The organism is Trueperaceae bacterium (genome assembly GCA_036381035.1).
In the GTDB taxonomy this organism is placed as follows: Bacteria; Deinococcota; Deinococci; order Deinococcales; family Trueperaceae; genus DASRWD01.
In genome coordinates this window covers 26618-42663 of the sequence record DASVDQ010000007.1, presented here as the reverse complement: position 1 = coordinate 42663, position 16046 = coordinate 26618, and the positions used below count along the sequence as shown (strand labels likewise).

Annotated in this window: 13 protein-coding genes; 6 read left to right on the top strand and 7 right to left on the bottom strand. The window is 74.5% G+C overall.

Annotated elements, in window-relative coordinates; genetic code table 11:
- From VF202_00920 to VF202_00910, 3 genes are all read right to left on the bottom strand, one after another.
- The coding region (locus VF202_00920) for an SDR family oxidoreductase (GenBank protein ID HEX7038655.1) at positions 1-674 on the bottom strand (674 nt) is incomplete at its 3' end.
- Positions 671-2551, bottom strand: a complete 1881-nt coding sequence (locus VF202_00915; protein ID HEX7038654.1) for a M3 family oligoendopeptidase — start codon at positions 2549-2551, stop codon at positions 671-673. The genes VF202_00915 and VF202_00920, both read right to left, overlap by 4 nt.
- 66 nt (positions 2552-2617) lie before the next feature.
- Positions 2618-3619, bottom strand: coding sequence for an RluA family pseudouridine synthase (locus VF202_00910; protein HEX7038653.1), 1002 nt, complete (start codon positions 3617-3619; stop codon positions 2618-2620).
- A 62-nt stretch (positions 3620-3681) separates the two neighbouring features.
- Between VF202_00910 and plsX the strand changes: the two genes are divergently transcribed.
- Positions 3682-4710 carry a phosphate acyltransferase PlsX gene (plsX, locus tag VF202_00905; protein ID HEX7038652.1) on the top strand — a complete coding sequence of 343 codons (1029 nt, stop codon included), beginning with the start codon at positions 3682-3684 and terminating at the stop codon, positions 4708-4710.
- Here the strand turns inward: plsX and VF202_00900 are convergent.
- The 4 genes from VF202_00900 to VF202_00885 are packed head-to-tail and all read right to left on the bottom strand — an operon-like array spanning position 4670 to position 10921.
- Complete coding sequence (locus VF202_00900; protein HEX7038651.1) at positions 4670-5911, bottom strand: hypothetical protein; 1242 nt, start codon at positions 5909-5911, stop codon at positions 4670-4672. The genes plsX and VF202_00900 overlap by 41 nt on opposite strands.
- Positions 5908-8793, bottom strand: coding sequence for a hypothetical protein (locus VF202_00895; protein ID HEX7038650.1), 2886 nt, complete (start codon positions 8791-8793; stop codon positions 5908-5910). Before VF202_00895 ends, VF202_00900 begins: the two co-directional genes overlap by 4 nt.
- Positions 8793-9863 carry an LptF/LptG family permease gene (locus tag VF202_00890; GenBank protein ID HEX7038649.1) on the bottom strand — a complete coding sequence of 357 codons (1071 nt, stop codon included), beginning with the start codon at positions 9861-9863 and terminating at the stop codon, positions 8793-8795. The genes VF202_00895 and VF202_00890 overlap by 1 nt, the downstream gene beginning before the upstream one ends.
- Positions 9860-10921: an LptF/LptG family permease gene (locus VF202_00885; GenBank protein HEX7038648.1), complete on the bottom strand. Its 1062-nt coding sequence runs from the start codon at positions 10919-10921 to the stop codon at positions 9860-9862. Before VF202_00885 ends, VF202_00890 begins: the two co-directional genes overlap by 4 nt.
- An 81-nt stretch (positions 10922-11002) precedes the next feature.
- On the opposite strand from VF202_00885, the gene VF202_00880 reads away from it, so the two are divergent.
- The 5 genes from VF202_00880 to VF202_00860 all read left to right on the top strand — a co-directional run bounded on the left by VF202_00880 (position 11003) and on the right by VF202_00860 (position 15922).
- Entirely contained in the window at positions 11003-11842 is an 840-nt protein-coding gene (locus VF202_00880; protein ID HEX7038647.1) for a DUF4388 domain-containing protein, read from the top strand.
- Positions 11843-11870: 28 nt separating this feature from the next.
- Positions 11871-12899, top strand: coding sequence for a tRNA (guanosine(46)-N7)-methyltransferase TrmB (trmB, locus tag VF202_00875; protein ID HEX7038646.1), 1029 nt, complete (start codon positions 11871-11873; stop codon positions 12897-12899).
- Positions 12899-13696: a peptidoglycan editing factor PgeF gene (gene pgeF / locus VF202_00870; protein HEX7038645.1), complete on the top strand. Its 798-nt coding sequence runs from the start codon at positions 12899-12901 to the stop codon at positions 13694-13696. Before trmB ends, pgeF begins: the two co-directional genes overlap by 1 nt.
- A 157-nt stretch (positions 13697-13853) precedes the next feature.
- The gene (locus tag VF202_00865; GenBank protein HEX7038644.1) at positions 13854-14459 is read left to right on the top strand and encodes a CoA pyrophosphatase; all 606 of its coding nucleotides are present in this window, start codon (positions 13854-13856) and stop codon (positions 14457-14459) included.
- On the top strand, positions 14459-15922 hold the full coding sequence (locus tag VF202_00860; GenBank protein ID HEX7038643.1) for an ATP cone domain-containing protein: 1464 nt from the start codon (positions 14459-14461) through the stop codon (positions 15920-15922). The genes VF202_00865 and VF202_00860 overlap by 1 nt, the downstream gene beginning before the upstream one ends.
- The last annotated feature ends 124 nt before the right edge of the window (positions 15923-16046 follow it).

The window sequence follows — 16046 nt, the reverse complement described above, 5'->3', positions numbered from 1 at the left end:
ACGAGCTCGCTCGGCTGCGCCCAGCGCCCCAGCGCGCTCTTCCTGGCGTAGGCGTCGTACCAGGCGGGCTGGTCCTTGATCTGCTTGGTCAGCGGCGTCTCGACGACGCCCGGCGCGACGGCGTTGGCGCGCACGCCGTGGGGGCCCCACTCGGCGGCGGCGGCCCTGATCATCTGCAGAGTGCCGGCCTTCGTGGCGGCGTAGACGCCCTGACCAGGCTCGACGACCTGCGACCTGATGCTCGAGAAGAAGATCATGCTGCCCTTGCCCTGCTGGGCCATGCGCGCGCCGGCCTCGCGCAGGGCGAAGAAGCTGCCCCTGAGGTTGATGCCGACGACGCGGTCGAACTCCTCGGCGCTGACCTGGGCGAGCGGCTTGCGCACGTTGATCGACGGCGTGCAGACGAGCACGTCGAGGCGCTCCAGCGAGCCGATCAGCGCCCGCACGTCCGCCTCGCTCGAGATGTCGGCCCTCACGCCGCGGGCGCTGGCGCCGCGCTGCGCGGCCTCGGCCGCGGACGACTCGGCCGCCGCCTGGTCGAGGTCGGCGCAGGTGAGTGAGGCCCCGAAGTCGGCGAGCCCGTGGACCGTGGCCCTGCCGATGCCGGACCCGGCGCCGATGACGAGGGCGTGCTTGCCGGTGAGGTCGAAGAGGTCGCGGTAGTTCGTCGTCATGCTGGTCCTTCGCTCCCTGCCGTGATCGCGCGGAAGGCGTCGACGCGGTCCGCCACGACGCCCAAGCTCTCGCGCCAGAACCCTGGGTCCTCGATGTCGATGCCGAAGCCCCGCGCCAGGTCGCTGGCGGAGGCGATGCCGGTCGCGGACAGCAGCTCATCGTAACGCCGCCTGAACGCCTCGCCCTCGGCGCGGTAGCGGGCGTAGAGGCCGAGGGAGAACAGCCACCCGAACGTGTACGGGTAGTTGTAGAAGGAGCGCGCGCTCGAGTAGTAGTGCGGCTTGTGCGCCCACATCAGCGGGTGGCGCTCGCCCTCGGCCAGCGCGTCGCCGAAGACGCGCGCCTGGGCCCTCTCCATCGCGTCGCTCATCTCCTCCGGCGACAGCTCGCGCTCGCGGCGCCGCTCGAACACCTCGGCCTCGAAGAGGAACCGCGTGTGGATGTCGAGCAGGAGCTGCGTGGCGTGCTGCAGGTTCTGCTCCAGCACCGCCAGGCGCTCGGCCGCGCCCGCGGACTCCATGAGGCCGTCGAAGAGCAGCGTCTCGCAGAAGATGCTGGCCGTCTCGGCCAGCGTCATGGGCGTAGGCGACTGCAGGACCGTGCGGCCGAAGCGGAACTTGCAGTCGTTGTGGTAGGCGTGCCCGAGCTCGTGGGCCAGCGTGAAGACGTCGGAGAGGTTCCCGCCGAAGTTCAGCATCACGCGCGACTCGTGGCGCACCGGCACGCCAGAGCAGAACGCGCCGCTGCGCTTGCCGCGGCGCGGCGGCACGTCGACCCAGCCCGACTCGAACGCGCGTCGCGCGAAGGACGCCAGCTCGGCGGAGTAGCTCGCGAAGCGGTCGAGGACGAGGTCCTTGGCCTGCTCCCAGGTGAAGGCGGGGGACGCTGCCTGGGGCAGCGGCGCCAGCAGGTCGTACCAGGCGAGCCGCTCCTTGCCCAGGAGGCTGGCCTTCGCCCGCAGGTAGCCGCGGAGCGTCTCGAAGCGCTCCTCGCACGCCTCGTGCATCGCGCCCAGGCTCTCCCTCGTGATGCCGTGCTGGAAGAGGCTGTACTCGAGGGGCCCGCGCCAGCCGCGCTGCCTGGCGAGGGTCCCCACCTGGCCCTTGATGCCGTTCATGGCCGCGGCGAAGGCCAGCTGGTTGCGGCCGAGCAGCTCGAGCTCGGCGCGGTAGGCGCGCCGGCGCACGTCCTCGCGCGGGTGGGACTGCAGGTGGCGCAGCTCGGGCACGCCGTACTCGCGCTCCGGCGTCTCGCCCGCCACCTCCTCAGGCAGCACGGCGGCGCGCACCCGCTCGCGCGAGGTCAGGTCGTCGTAGAGCCGCGCCCACGCCGACCCGCCGCTGCCGTCGAGAGCCGCCGCCAGCGCCTCGGCCTCGTGGCCTAGCATGCGCTCGGCCTCCTGGCGGTAGCGTTCGAGGGGGTAGCGGTGCGCCGCCACGACCTCGAAGCGTGCGGCCGCGGCGTCGAGGTCGACGCCCTTCAGCCAGCCCTTGAAGCGCGCCCAGGCCGCGCCGGTGCGGGCCCCCAGCGCGCGCAGCGCCGAGAGCTCGGCCTGCGCCGCGTCGTCGTACGAGTCGGTCGACACGCGCAGCGACAGGTAGACGGCTAGCACGGCCTGGAGCTCGCTGAGGCGCATGACCAGTTCGAGGGCCCTGGCCAGGGTCTCCGCCTCGTCGGCCCGCGGACCCGCCGCGCCCGCCCGCCCGCCGTCGGGCGGGCCGGAGGTCCCGATGCCGTGCGCGTCGAGGTAGGCCTCGAGCTCGGCGAGCGCGTCCAGGAACGCGCTCTTGTCGGCCAGGTACTCGGGGCTGCCCAGGCCGGGGTAGATGGAGTCGAGCTGCCAGTGAGGCAGGGTGAGCGTGACCGCGTCGTCCACTGTGGGCGCCTTCCCCCGCTCGCGTAAGCGGAACGCGGGGATTGTAACCGCGGGCGGGTCGCGGTCTCAGCCCTCGTCGCCGTGACCCCCGGGCGGCTCCATGCCGGGCGGCGGCACCTCGGGGAGCAGGGGAGGCGGCGGCTCGAGCTCCGCCGGCCACTTGCCCCCTAGCCTCAGCCACGCCTCGACGATGTCCTCGCGCACCGGCGCGATGAACGTGACCGGCGCGTTGTCGCGCGGGTGCGGCAGCGTGAGGCTGCGCGCGTGCAGCGCCTGCCGGCCGATGAGGCCGCTGCGCCGGCCGTAGACCTCGTCGCCGAGGATCGGCGCGCCGAGGTGCCAGAGGTGCACGCGTATCTGGTGGGTCCGTCCGGTGTGCGGCTTGGCGCGCACGAGCGTGTGGCCGGGCGCCCGCGCCAGGGCCCAGAAGTGCGTGGAGGCGCTGCGTGGCGCCTCGCCGCCGACCGTCATGCGCTGGCGCTCGACGGGGTGACGGCCGATGGGCGCGTCGACGATCGCGCCGTCCTCGACGTCGCCGACGGCGATCGCCACGTACTCCTTCTCGGTGAAGCGGCGCTTGAACGAGTTCGCCAGGTGCCGGTGCGCCTCGTCGGTCTTGGCGACGACCATCACCCCTGACGTGTCCTTGTCGAGGCGGTGCACGATGCCGGGCCGGTACAGCACGTCGCCGGGGTCCTGGTAGCGCTCCTTCGAGAGGGGTATGCGCCCGAGGAGCGCGTTGACGACCGTCCCGCTCCGCACCGTCGCCGTGGGGTGGGCGACGATGCCGGGCGGCTTGTCGATCGCGGCGAGGTACTCGTCCTCGAACAGGATCGGTATGCCTAGGTCCTCCGGCTCGACGTCCATCGGCTCGGGCGGCGGCAGCAGGACGGAGACGACCTCGCTGCCGGTCAGCTTCGTCGCCGGCTTGCCCACGGGCCTGCCGTCGAGGGTGACGAAGCCCTCGCTGACCAGCTCCTTGGCGAAGGTCCGCGACACCGCGAGCGCCTGGGCGATGGCGACGTCCAGCCTCTCCCCGCTGGGCGCGTCGAAGGTCCTGACCTCCATGCCGGGAAGTCTAGCCCCGCCCCGTGAGCCGCTTCGGCAGGCGCGGCTATACTGCGCGCCTGATGCCAGCCGGCACGCCCCGCATCGCCCTCGACGCCATGGGCGGCGACCACATGCCCCAGGCGGCGCTGGAGGGCGCGTCGGCGGCCGCCGCCGAGGGCGTTAGCGTGGTGCTGGTCGGCGACGAGGCCGTGCTGAGGCCCGCGCTGGACGGGCTCGGGTCCGGGCTCGAGGTCGTGCACGCCCCCGACGCGATCTCGATGGACGACCACGCCGCCGACGTCCGCCGCCGGCGCGAGTCGAGCGTGATGGTGGCGATGCGCCTGGTGAAGGACGGCGCCGCCGACGCCGCGGTGTCGATGGGCCACTCGGGGGCGACGATGGCCGCGGCCCTGCTCGTGCTGGGGCGCCTGCCGGGCGTCGACCGCCCCGCGATCCTCGCGAACGTGCCCACGCGCGCCGGCTTCTCAGCCCTCCTCGACGTGGGCGCGAACGCCGACGCCAGGCCGCAGTACCTCCGGCAGTTCGCGGTCCTCGGCAGCGCCTTCGTCAGCAGCGTGTGGGGCGTGGCCGACCCCACCGTCGGCCTCGTGTCGATAGGCGAGGAGCCGCACAAGGGCAACGAGCTGACGCGCGCCGCGCACGAGCTGCTGGCCGCCACCCCCGGCATACGCTTCCACGGCAACGTCGAGGGACGCGACCTGCTGAGGGGCACCACCGACGTCTTCGTGACCGACGGCTTCACCGGCAACGTCATGCTCAAGCTCGCCGAGGGCGAGGCCCGCGAGCTGTTCGCCTGGGTGAGGGAGGCGTTGTCGAGCGGCCCGCTGGCGCGGCTCGGCGGGCTGCTGGCGCGGCGGGCCCTGCGCGGGGTCGCCAGGCGCCTGGACCCGTCAGAGTACGGCGCCCAGCCGCTGCTGGGCGTGGACGGCTACGCGTTCATCGGCCACGGCAGCTCGGACGCGAAGGCCGTGGCGAGCGCGCTGCGCACGGCCTCGCGCGCGGTCGCCTCCGGCGCGCTGGAGCGCACGAAGGAGGCGCTGGCCAGGCTCACGGCGCCGGAGGCGTCGCCGCCCGCACCCAGCCGATGACCGTCACGGGACCGGAGTCGGCGCCCACCAGGGAGGCCGGCGCGCCGCGGGGCAGCTCCAGCTCCGGCAGCGGCTCCGTGTAGGCCTGGAACGACCGGTCCGTGTCGCCGCCCGTCAGCAGGTCGAGGACCGTCAGTCGCCCCTCCCCGACGGCGTAGGCGAAGCGGGTGAGCGGGTCGATCGTCGCGGCCACGGACGGCCGGGTCGCCGTGTCCGGCTCGCCGTCCTCTGGGTCCTCGTGGAACGCCACGACCGCGCCCCCCAGCGCCAGCACCTCCGGGGCGGTGCCCGTGGGGTCGGCCGCCAGCGCGGCGGCGGTGTCGACGGTGTCGGTGCGCAGCGCGGGCCCGGGCTCCACGAGGTTCGTGGCCAGCAGGTCGCCCTGCGCCAGGGCGAGCAGCAGGTCGCCCGCGCCGGACGCGGCGGCGAGGTCGGTGGCCGGCTCGGGCAGGCTCACGCCCTCGAGGCGCCGCGCGGCGTCGTCGTCCGCTCCGCGCAGGGCGTAGACGTGCGTGCGCTCGATCGCCCCCACCAGGAAGTACACGACCTGGTCGGACGAGCGCTGGTCGAGGTACGGCGGCAGGGGCGCGAGGTCCTGGGTGCCGAGCAGCGAGCGCGGCTGGCCGAGGCCGGGCCTCAGCGGCACCAGCCACAGCTCCGGATGGTCGCCGCTCCCGCAGCGCGGCGGGTCGTCGAGGACCACGGCGAACGTGCCGTCCTCGTCCACCTGCAGCGCCGTCGGGCACGTCGCCGGGGAGGTGGGCGAGCGCCCGTCGAGCACGCCTGAGCCGCCGGGCTCCGTGAGCGTCACGCGCCGCGGCGCGTCCTCGGCGAACGCCGTCGGGTCGGTGGGGTCGACGTCGGCGACCTCGAAGCGCTGCAGGTAGGCGGTGACCGCCGGCGTCCCGCCGCTGTCGGCGACCGCGCGCGTCAGCACCCACGCGGCGGGCCGGTCGAGCCCGCGTTCCTCGAAGTCGAGCGCCACCGCCGGCGCGGGCAGGTCGCGGGCGCCGCCGGGCACGACGACCAGGCGCGGGTCGCCGGGCGGCGCCGTCTCGGTGACGTCCTCCACGAGCAGCAGCCGCGGCGCGCCGCCCGGCGCCGCGCCGACGACCAGCAGCGTCGTCGGCCGCGGCTCGCTCGTGCCGGTGCACGAGGCGAGCAGCAGCGCTGCGGCCAGCGCCGCCGCCAGCCGCCTCACGGCTCGCTCCCCGGCAGCAGGAGGCCGGTGCCGAACACCTGCTGCAGGCCCTGGTCGGCGCCGGGCGTCGTCAGCGTGATCGAGACCTGGCCGGTGGCGCTGTCCCAGGAGCCGTAGAGCGCCCAGCAGCACCTGTTCCACACGACCGTGAACTCCGGCTGGAGCGCGAAGGACCTGGAGGGGTCGTTGCCGGTGAGGTCCCAGACGTCGTCCACCACGACGCCGAGGTAGAGCTCGTCCAGGGGCCTCACGACCAGGGCGACGTCGGTGAGCGTGAGCTGCGCGCTCGTCACCTCCTGCGTGGACTGGCTGAAGGAGGCCGCGTAGCCGACGGTGCCCTGCAGCCCCACGCGCTCGTAGAGGTCGACGCCGAACTGGAGGTTCGCGCGCCTCAGGTAGGTCACGGGCTGGAGGGAGTCGCGCCAGGAGACCTCGGCGAAGCCGTCGACGCTGAGGCGCGCGGGGCCGATCACGCGCGAGTCGAGGAGGGCCCGCGCCGTCAGCGTCGAGCCCCTGTAGCCGCCCGCGCCGCCCTCGAGCGCGGGGTCGAAGCGCGTCGAGAACGCCGCCCGCCACGTGGGCGCGCCGGCGGTCGGGGCGTCCTCGACGGCGAACTCCAGGTCGCGGGAGTAAGGGTCGGGGGTCGGCAGGCCGACCGCGCCGGGCGGCAGCCACTCGAGCCCCCTGGCCTCGGCGGCCACGGCCCCGCGCCACTCGGCCCGCAGCCGGCTCTGCGCCACCCTTCCGGCGGGCAGGGAGAGGCGCTCGAGCGCGTAGAGGTTCACGGGCCCGACGCGGCCGGTGAGCTCGACGCCGAAAGCGCTCAACTCGCCGCGGTCCAGGTCTCGTGCGTAGTCGAGCGATAGTCCCGGCACGCCGTCATCCTGCCCCAGCGTGCCGATGGTGAGGCTGAGGCTGAGGTCGTCGAAGTGGTCGGGCGGCTCGCCCGGCTCCGGGGGCGGGGGCGCGTAGCGGTAGGCCGTCCTGACCTCGAGGTCGAAGGCGCCGGGCACGCCGGCCGTGAGCCTCACCGACGTCTCGGAGTCGTCGGTCGGCAGGCCGGTGATCCTGTCCTCGGTGACCTTCAGGTCCTCGACGTGGGAGACCTCGAGGCCGGCGCGGAACGTGCCGCGCGAGCGCAGGGCCAGGTCTAGGTCGATGACGCCGGGGTCGCCGTCCTGCAGGTCGTAGGCGTTGCGGGCCGTCAGGGTCACCCAGTCGACGTTCCCCAGCAGCGTCACCGTCGTCTCCAGCGGCGCCCAGCCCTCGGAGTCGGGGTTGCGGTCGTCGAGGAAGACGTAGCCGCCGCGCTGCTGGAAGCGCAGCCACGGGGCCGGGTCGAGGAGCAGGGCGGCCAGGAGGTCGGTGCGGGCGCGGTAGGCCAGGGTGTCGAAGCTGAACGGCGTCTCGCCCTCGGTGACGTCGCGGGTGAAGGTCAGCGACAACGAGCCGACGCCGCCGAACGACTGCTCGGCGGTCGCGCGCGTCAGCCAGTCCACCTGCCTCTCGCCGGTGCCGTAGTAGTAGCCGCTGAAGTCGGTGCGGGCGCTCAGGCTCGCGCCGCTCCACAGGTCGAGCGGGCCGAGCGACAGCGCGTGCGACTCGAGCGCCCTGCCGGTGCCGACCGTGGGCGTGAGCGCCGCCGAGCGGTTCGTGGGGTTGCTGCGGTCCTCGAACACGCCGAGGTCGAGGAGGAGGTCGTCGACGGTGAGCGCGCCGAGCTCGAGGGGCGCGACCTCGGGGCGCAGCTCGAGGCGCGCCGGCGTGAGCAGCGGCGTGCGCCCGCCGGCGTAGGAGGGCCTGTCGACCTCGTCGGCGGGCTCGAGGTCGACGAACACCTGGCTCGAGAAGAGGGCGTCGACGCCCGAGCCGACGCGCCGCGACCTGAGGGTCGCCTCCCAGAGGAACGGGCGCTCCTCGTCGTCGCGCTGCAGCAGCACCTCGTTCGTGGGCGGACCGAGCAGCGGGTCGTCGGCGTAGGAGAAGGTGACGGTCCAGCGCGGCGGGCGCCAGCCGTCCGGCTCGACGTAGCCGGGCGTGAGGTCGACGACGAGGTCGCCGGCGCCGCGCTCGGTGTAGAAGGCGTGGTCGAGCCTCACGCCGAAGTAGGAGCGCCGCACGGCGCCGCCGAGGAGCGCGTCGCCGAGGCGCGACGCGCCCGGCTCGACGTCGGCGTGGTAGCGCAGCGTCACGGATCCGCGCGCGTCGGGGCCGGCCACGTACGGCCAGGTGAGCTCGATGCGCGCCCGGGACGTCGCCGTGCCGGTCTCGTAGAGCAGGCGGGGACGCCGGTCCTCGGGGCCGAGGGGCAGCACCAGCAGCGGCACGGCGAACGCGGGGCGCTCCCTGATCAGCACGGTGACGCCGTGGGCCACGAGCCGGTCACCGGGGTAGAGCTCGATGCGCTCGGCCCTGAAGCCGTAGTCCTCGACCTCCTGCCCGCAGCGTCCGCACGGCGAGAACTCGCCCAGGGCGATGGCGATCATGCCGGGCACGCGGCTGGCGCTGTCGCCGCTCACGTCGATCTCTGGCGTGACGATGAGCACGTCGCTGCCCTCGAGGCTCTCGCGGCCGAGGTCTATGACGAGGTCGTCGCCCTCGATCGTCTCGGCGCCCCGCGTGAAGGAGCCGCGGCCGACGACGCGCACGATGCGCCGCGTCAGGTCGAACTCGACGTGGTCGGCGACGAGGACGTCGTCGTCGATGCGCACCGTCAGTCCGCGGCCCGTGAGGACGTAGACCTGCACCGCCTCGCCGCCCGGCAGCGTGACGGAGCGTATCTCGAGGCGGCTCTCCGGGTCGTGCGCGGCGTCGATGACGATGCGCGCGGCGCCGGCCCAGCCGGCGCACAGCGCCAGCAGGAGCAGCGCCAGGGCGCGCATCAGCGCCTCCTGGCGAGCGCGAGCAGCATCAGGCCGCCGCCGGCGTAGAGCGCGACGGGCGTCCAGGCCGCCAGCCACGGCGGGATCGTGCCCTGCGCCCCCAGCAGCTTCGTCACGCTCCAGGTCGCGTAGTAGACGAAGGTCAGGAGCATCGCCGCCACGAAGCCGATGTTCGCGCCGCTGCGGAACGTGTAGAGGCCGAGCGCGACGGCGAACAGCGCGAAGGCCGTGGCCGCCAGGGGCTCGGCGAACTTGCGCTGCAGGGCGGTGCGCTCCGCGGGCGCCTCGGCGTCACCGGCGGCGCGGATGCGCGCGACGAGCTCCCCCAGCGGCAGGTAGACGAGGTCGCTGACGGCGCTGCTGCGCGCCGTGAGGCCCCGCACCGGCAGCACGGCCTCGGCGGCGGCGATGTCGAGGGTGAGCTCCGAGTCCCGCAGCGCCTGGAACCTGATGCCCTCCAGCTCCCAGACGCCCTCGTCGGGGCGGGCCCGGCCCAGCTCGGCCCTGATCAGCTCGCGCGGGCCGCGGCTGGTGCCGGGGGTGATGACGGTGACGTCCTCGAACCGCCCGCCCGGCTCGATGGCGCCGATGAAGATGCTGCGGCCCAGCGCGTCGGTGAAGAACGCGCCCTCGACGAGGACCGTCTCGGGCGAGAGGAGCAGGATGTCGCGCTCGACCTCGCCCGCCAGGCGCTCGCTGCGGGGCACGACGAGCTCGTTGTTGAGGAAGGCGGCGGCGCTCACGACCAGGCCCAGCGCCAGGACGGGGAAGGCGAAGCGCTGCGGGCCGATGCCCAGCAGCAGGGCCGCCTTCACCTCGCCGTCCTGCCCGAGCCGCGTGAGGGCGACGAGGGCCGCGAAGAGCAGCGCCAGGGGCAGGCCGGGACCGACGGCGGCGGGCAGCTTGAGGAGCATGTAGCGCGCCACCAGCCCGGGCGGCACGCCGCGCGCCAGCGCGTCGGCGAGAACGCCGAGCAGGGCGGCCAGCATCAGGAGCAGGAGCAGCGCCACGAGGGCGGCGACGAAGAGCGGCATGACCTCGCGGAGCAGGTAGCGGGAGAAGCGGTTCATCCGGGCAGCGTCCTCGCCGCCACGAGCGCCGCGCCGGCGCCGGCCGCCGCGGGCGTCAGCCAGGCCGCCACGACGGGGCCCAGCGCCCCCGACGTGAAGAGGTCGCCGGAGAGTACCCACGTGGCCCAGAACAGGACCATGAGCACGATCGTCCAGGCGAAGCCGGCCTCGCGCCCGCGCACGCGCAGCGCGATCGCCGCGGCGAAGGCGGCGAAGATCGGCGCGCTGAGGGCGTCGGCCAGGCGACGGTGCAGGTCGTAGCGCAGCTCGCGCGTGTCGCCGCCGGCCGCGGCGACGGTGCGCATGCGCGCCACGAGCTGGTCGAGCGGCAGCTCCGCCGGCCTCGTGAGCGTCTGCGCCGGGGTCGCCTCCAGGGCGAAGGGCACCGTCACCGAGCCGGCGCCCTCCGGTCGTCCGCCCGGCGGCGTGCGCTCGGCGGCGAACAGCCGCCAGACGCGCTCGCGGGAGTCCCACTCGCCGTCGAGCGCCGTGAGGACGGTGCCGTCCGGCCGCACGACGAGGACGCCGGAGAGCCGGGCGACGCTCGGGTCCTCCGGCGTCGAGCGCATGCGCGACGCGTAGAAGACGCCGCCCTCGTAGGCGTAGGCGGCGTTCACCTGCAGCTCGGAGGGCGGCCTGACGTAGAGGTACTCGTCGACCTTCGCCTGGTAGGCGGCCTCGGCGCGGGCCTCGAGGAAGCCGTTGTTGACGAGGCTGACGGCGCCCACGGCGAGGCCGAACGCCGCCAGCGGCCAGAACAGCGTGCGGGGCGCGATGCCAGAGGAGTAGGCGGCCTTCAGCTCGGAGTCCTTCGCCATGCGCCCGCAGGCCAGCAGCACGGCGAAGACGACGGCCACGGGCAGGCCGAGGTGGAGGAACCAGGGCAGCTTGTAGAGGAGCAGGCGGCCGGTGTCGGCGAGCGTCGCCTGGTTCTGCACCAGGAAGCGCGCCAGCACGGAGAGCATGTCGACGCTCTGCAGCAGGCAGATCGCCGCGACGCCCAAGAGGTAGAGGCCCGCGGTCTCACGCAGCAGCGATCGGGCCAGGCGCTTGGGCACCGAGGCAGTATACCGGCGGCCTATCGCGCTCCCGACGCGGGGCGCGCCGCCGGGGGCGGGCGCCGCGATACGATTCGGGGCGTGACGGGGACCCTGGGCCTGTTCTCCCTCGTCGACCTGTTCCAGCTCCTCGCGTCGGCGCGTCGCTCTGGCCGGCTGACCATCGACCACCCGCGGGGGCGGGCGCGCGTCTACTTCGAGAAGGGCGCGGCGGTCCACGCCGACTTCGCCGGCCTGGTGGGAGAGGAGGCCGTCTACGCGCTCTTCGCCGACGAGCGGGGCACCTTCGAGTTCCGCATCGGCATGCCCGCGACCGAGCAGACGATCACGACGAGCACGGAGAACCTCGTGCTCGAGGCGATGCGCCGCCTCGACGAGGCCAGGCGCGGGACCTCGTCCGAGGAGCCGGGCGAGCCCCGCCTGAGCCGGGACGCCGTGCCCATGCGCGCGACGATGGCCGAGGAGATGCTGCGCACGGGCGGCGTCTCCCTGACCCCGGAGGAGCGGGCGCTGGTCGACAACGCCGACGGCACCCGCACCGTCACGCGCATCGCCGCGCAGGCCGGGCTCGACGAGCAGCGCGCGCTGGTCGTCATGCAGCGCCTGGTGAAGACCGGCGTGCTCAAGCTGCAGAGCAAGCGTCCGCGCACGGCGCGGCTCGTGGCGCGGCTGACCCAGCTGCCCATCGCTCCCGGCGCCGCGGGTGTGGACGTGAACATCGTCGCGGCGTGGGAGAGGGCCCTGGAGCGGCCGGTGCGGCAGGTCGCCTGCCGCCGCGAGGACGGCACGGTGCTCGTCTTCGACCTGCAGCTCCTCGAGGGCGCGGGGCCGTTCCTCGAGCTGTCGCGCGACGCCTTCCTCCGCGCCGACATCGTGGCGAACGAGGCCCTGCTGGTCAGGCCGTACGTGGCGGACGGATGATGGGGTCAGCCGCGGGGTCGGTGGCAGCGTGAGCGCGGGGACCGAGGCCCTGGGGCGCGAGCCGGGCGGGACCGCGGCGGCGGGCGCCCCCCGCGTCCTCCTGCCGTGGCGCTCCGGGCCGTTCCCCGTCGACTGGGACGCCGTCTTCGCGGAGGACGGGCCGCTGCACGTGGAGGTGGGCTTCGGCGACGGGCGCTTCACGGTCCGTCGGGCGCTGGCCGAGCCGGGCGCGCGCTTCGTGGGGCTCGAGGTCTCGAGCGGCAGCGTCCAGCGGGCGCTGCGCAACGTCGCGCGCCACGGCGTCGCGAACGTGAGGATCGCGAAGGTGGGCGCCGAGTTCGCGGTAAGGCACCTCTTCGACCGCGGCAGCATCGCGTCGATCGTCGTGAACTTCCCCGACCCGTGGCCGAAGGCCCGCCACGAGAAGAACCGCCTCATGAGGCCAGCGTTCCTCGAGCTGGCCGCCGACAGGCTGGAGGGGCGCGGCGAGGTGCGCCTGGCCACGGACCACGAGGGCTACCTGGAGTTCGCGCGCGAGAGCGCCGCGGCCACGGGCCTCTACGAGGAGCTGCGCCCGGAGCCGCCTCCCGCCGTGTTCGAGACGAAGTACGCGCTGAAGTGGCGCGCGCAGGGCAAGCCGCTCCACTACGTCGTGTTCAGGCGCAACGGCGCGCCCGCGCCCGCCTTCTCCCACCTCGAGAGGCCGAAGGACATGCCACATGCACTCCTCAAGGGGACGCTCCCGGCGTCCGCCGAGCTCAGCAAGACCGTCGCGCGGCACGGCGGCGGCCACGTGATCCTCCACGAGGCCGCGACCGTCATGCCGGGGGGCGAGGACCGGGGGCGTCGCTGGCTGGTGCGGGCCACGGTCGACGAGCCCGACATCAGGCAGCAGCTCCTCGTCCTCGTGCAGCAGCGCCGGGAGGACGAGGTGATCGTCAGGCTCGAGACGTTCGGGGACCCCGTGGTCACGCCCGCCGTGCGCGGCGCCGTCCACGAGGTCGCGGAGTGGCTGGCGCGCGCGGCCGGCCTTGAGGTCACGGAGCGCGACTACTGATGACCGCCGCGGTCCCCTACCTCACGCTGCCTGGCTTCACCGCCCCGCACGGCTTCACGACGCGTCAGGGCGGCGTGAGCGAGGGGCCGTACGCGTCGCTGAACCTCGGCCTCTCCTCGGGCGACGACCGCGCCAGGGTCGAGGCGAACCGCGACCTGCTGCTGGGCGCGCTGGGCGTGCGCCGCGAGCAGGTGTGCGGCTACCACCAGGTGCACGGCGCGCGCGTGATGGTGGCCATGCCCGGCTGGTTCGAGGAGCGGGCCGACGCCTCCGTGAGCGACGACCCCGACCACCTGCTGGTGGTCAGCGCCGCCGACTGCTACCCCGTGCTCCTCCACGACCCCGTCACCGGCGCGGCCGGCGCCGCCCACTGCGGCTGGCGCGGGGCGCTGCGGCGCCTGCCCGCCCTCGTCGTAGCGGCCATGGCGCGCGAGTACGGCAGCGACCCCGGCGACCTGCGCGTGGCCATCGGCCAGGGCGTGGGCGGGCGCTGCTACCAGGTCGAAAGGTCGGTGGGGGAGGAGTTCCTGGCGGCGGGGTTCCCGGCCGCGGTCGTCGCGGACGGGGAGCCGCCCGACGACCTGGCCGACCTCTCGCCGGGCGGCGACCGCGTGCTGCTCGACGTCCACGCCGCGGTCCTGCACGCGCTCGCCGAGGCCGGCGTGAGGCCGGAGCACGTGGGGTCGCTGGGGCGCTGCACGCACTGCGAGCCCGACGTCTTCTTCTCGCACCGACGCGACCGGGGCCAGACCGGGCGCATGTGGGGCTTCGTGAGGCCCACGGCCGGCGGGCGCTGAAGCGGCCGAGGCCAGCGCGCGGCGGGCAGCGTCCGGGAGAGAGGCGCCCGCGCGCGTTGGCTCGCGCGACCGCCGCGCGCGAACGAGCGGGCCGTCGCGGCGGCGCCGAGGTGCGTTCCTACGAGGAACGCCGCGGCTTGGGGCTAGCATGTGCGCCATGCCGCAGGTGACGCGCTCCGGCGTGACCCTGGAGGTCGTGAGCCGCGCCCTCGCCGCCGCCACGCCCAGGGCGCTGGACATCCCCGGGTTCCGCCGCGCGGCCGTGCTCTTGCCGCTCGTCGAGGCGTCCGGCGCCCTCAGCCTCCTGCTGACGGTGCGGGCCGCGACGCTGCGCAGCCACGCCGGCCAGGTGGCGCTGCCGGGCGGCCGCCTGGAGCCGGGCGAGGACAGCGTCGACGCCGCCCTGCGCGAGACGCGCGAGGAGGTGGGCCTGGAGGTGACCCGCGACGCCGTGCTCGGCGAGCTCTCGGACCACCCCTCGCCGGCCGGGTACGTGGCCAGGCCGGTGGTGGCCCGCGTGGCGTGGCCGCAGACGCTGCGCCCCGACCCGCGCGAGGTCGCCGAGGCGTTCCTCGTGCCGCTCGACGAGCTCCGCGCCGTCACGCCCCGCAGCGAGGTGCGCGAGCTCAGGCCAGAGACGAGGCGACGGATCTTCTTCTACCGCTGGCGGGACAGGGAGATCTGGGGCTTCACCGGCAACGTGATCAGGAACCTCTTCGACGTGATCGACGGTCGCCACGACGAGGACCCGTTCGCCGCCTGATGGCCGGGCTCACCGCACGCGACCTGAAGGTGGTGCGGGGCGCCGAGACCTACCCGTACTCCGGCGGCACGTGCATCGAGGCGCTGCAGAGCGCCGGCGTGCCCACCGACGACGCCGTGGCGATCGTGCAGGAGTTCGAGAAGGGCATCAGGGAGTCGCGGGTCAGGCGCATCGAGCTGACCGAGCTGCTCAGGCTCCTGGCCGACGCCGCCGGCGAGCGCGCCGGCCCGGGCGCCGCCGAGCGCCTGCTGCGCCAGACGCCCCCGTTCGTGCCGCTGCTCGTCACCACGGACGGCGACGAGCCGATGCGCTTCTCGCGGCGCACGCTCATGGCCTCGCTCGAGAAGCTCGGCCTGCCCTTCAAGGACGCCCACGCCGTCACGCGGCAGGTGGAGCAGGGCATCAGGACCGAGGGCATCGAGCGCCTCTCGCGCGTCGACCTCGCCAGGCGCGTCGCCTCGACCGTGGAGGCGCGTCACGGGCGCGCGGCTCGGCTGCGCTACGAGGCGCAGACGCACCGGCCGTTCGAGATCCGCGTCAAGGCCAAGGACGGCATCCAGTTCCCGTTCAGCCGCGGGATCCTGGCGCGCTCGCTGATGGGCATCGGCCTCGGGCCCGACTTCTCGCACAACCTCGCCAAGCGCGTCGAGCAGGAGCTCTACGCCCGCGGACACGACGTCGTGGGCACGGCGGAGGTGCTGGAGCAGGTGGCGCTGCTGCTGCGCCTGGAGGCGGGCGATGAGTACGCCAGGCGCTACCTGATCATGCGCCAGATGCACGAGCGCGAGCGGCCGGTGATGCTGCTCATCGGCGGCGCGCCGGGCGTGGGCAAGTCGGCGATCGCCGCCGAGGTCGCCTACCGCCTCGGCATACCGCGCGTGGTCTCCACCGACATCGTCAGGCAGGCGCTGCGCTCGCTGATCGGGCCGGAGCTCAGCCCCACGCTGCACGCCTCCAGCTTCACGGCCTGGCGCGCCGAGCTGCTGCCCGAGGAGCAGGCCAGCGCCGAGCCGGAGCGCAACGCGGTCCTGCGCGGGTTCCTCGCCCAGGTGCGCCAGCTCGACCCCGCGATCACCGCGATCGTCGAGCGCTCCGTGGCGGAGGACACCTCGCTGGTGATCGAGGGCGTGCACCTGGTGCCGGGCACCGTGGCGGAGAAGCGCGTGGTCGGCGCCACGATCCTGCGCGCGATGCTGTTCGTGGACGACGTCGACGACCACCGCAAGCACTTCGCGGTGCGCGAGGTGCGCACGGGCAGCAGGCTGGCGCGGCCGTACCTCGACCACTTCGACGAGATCAGGGTGCTGCACGACTACCTGCTGGAGCGCAGCGAGGCCGAGGGCGTGCTCGTCGTCGACGCCACCGACTTCGAGACCGCCGTGGAGCGGTGCGTGGACCACGTGCTCGACGCCCTGCTCGAGCTGCAGCGCCACGAGCTGGGCGCCGCCGAGGCCGTCGACTGAGGAGCCGGCGGGGGGCGGGCCGCGCACCCGCCGCCCGGCCCGCCGGGGCCGTCGACCGGGCCTCGCCGCGGCGGCGGGTGGAGAATGTTATCGCCCGCGCCGCCGCGGCGTCCGTAGACTGCCC

What these genes read in the sequence shown, in the direction of transcription:
- pgeF (HEX7038645.1), top strand. Translation starts at nt 12,899, where the DNA reads ATGACCGCCGCGGTCCCCTACCTCACGCTGCCTGGCTTCACCGCCCCG.
- VF202_00860 (HEX7038643.1), top strand. Translation starts at nt 14,459, where the DNA reads ATGGCCGGGCTCACCGCACGCGACCTGAAGGTGGTGCGGGGCGCCGAG.
- VF202_00910 (HEX7038653.1), bottom strand. Translation starts at nt 3,619, where the DNA reads ATGGAGGTCAGGACCTTCGACGCGCCCAGCGGGGAGAGGCTGGACGTC.
- plsX (HEX7038652.1), top strand. Translation starts at nt 3,682, where the DNA reads ATGCCAGCCGGCACGCCCCGCATCGCCCTCGACGCCATGGGCGGCGAC.
- VF202_00865 (HEX7038644.1), top strand. Translation starts at nt 13,854, where the DNA reads ATGCCGCAGGTGACGCGCTCCGGCGTGACCCTGGAGGTCGTGAGCCGC.
- VF202_00895 (HEX7038650.1), bottom strand. Translation starts at nt 8,793, where the DNA reads ATGCGCGCCCTGGCGCTGCTCCTGCTGGCGCTGTGCGCCGGCTGGGCC.
- VF202_00890 (HEX7038649.1), bottom strand. Translation starts at nt 9,863, where the DNA reads ATGAACCGCTTCTCCCGCTACCTGCTCCGCGAGGTCATGCCGCTCTTC.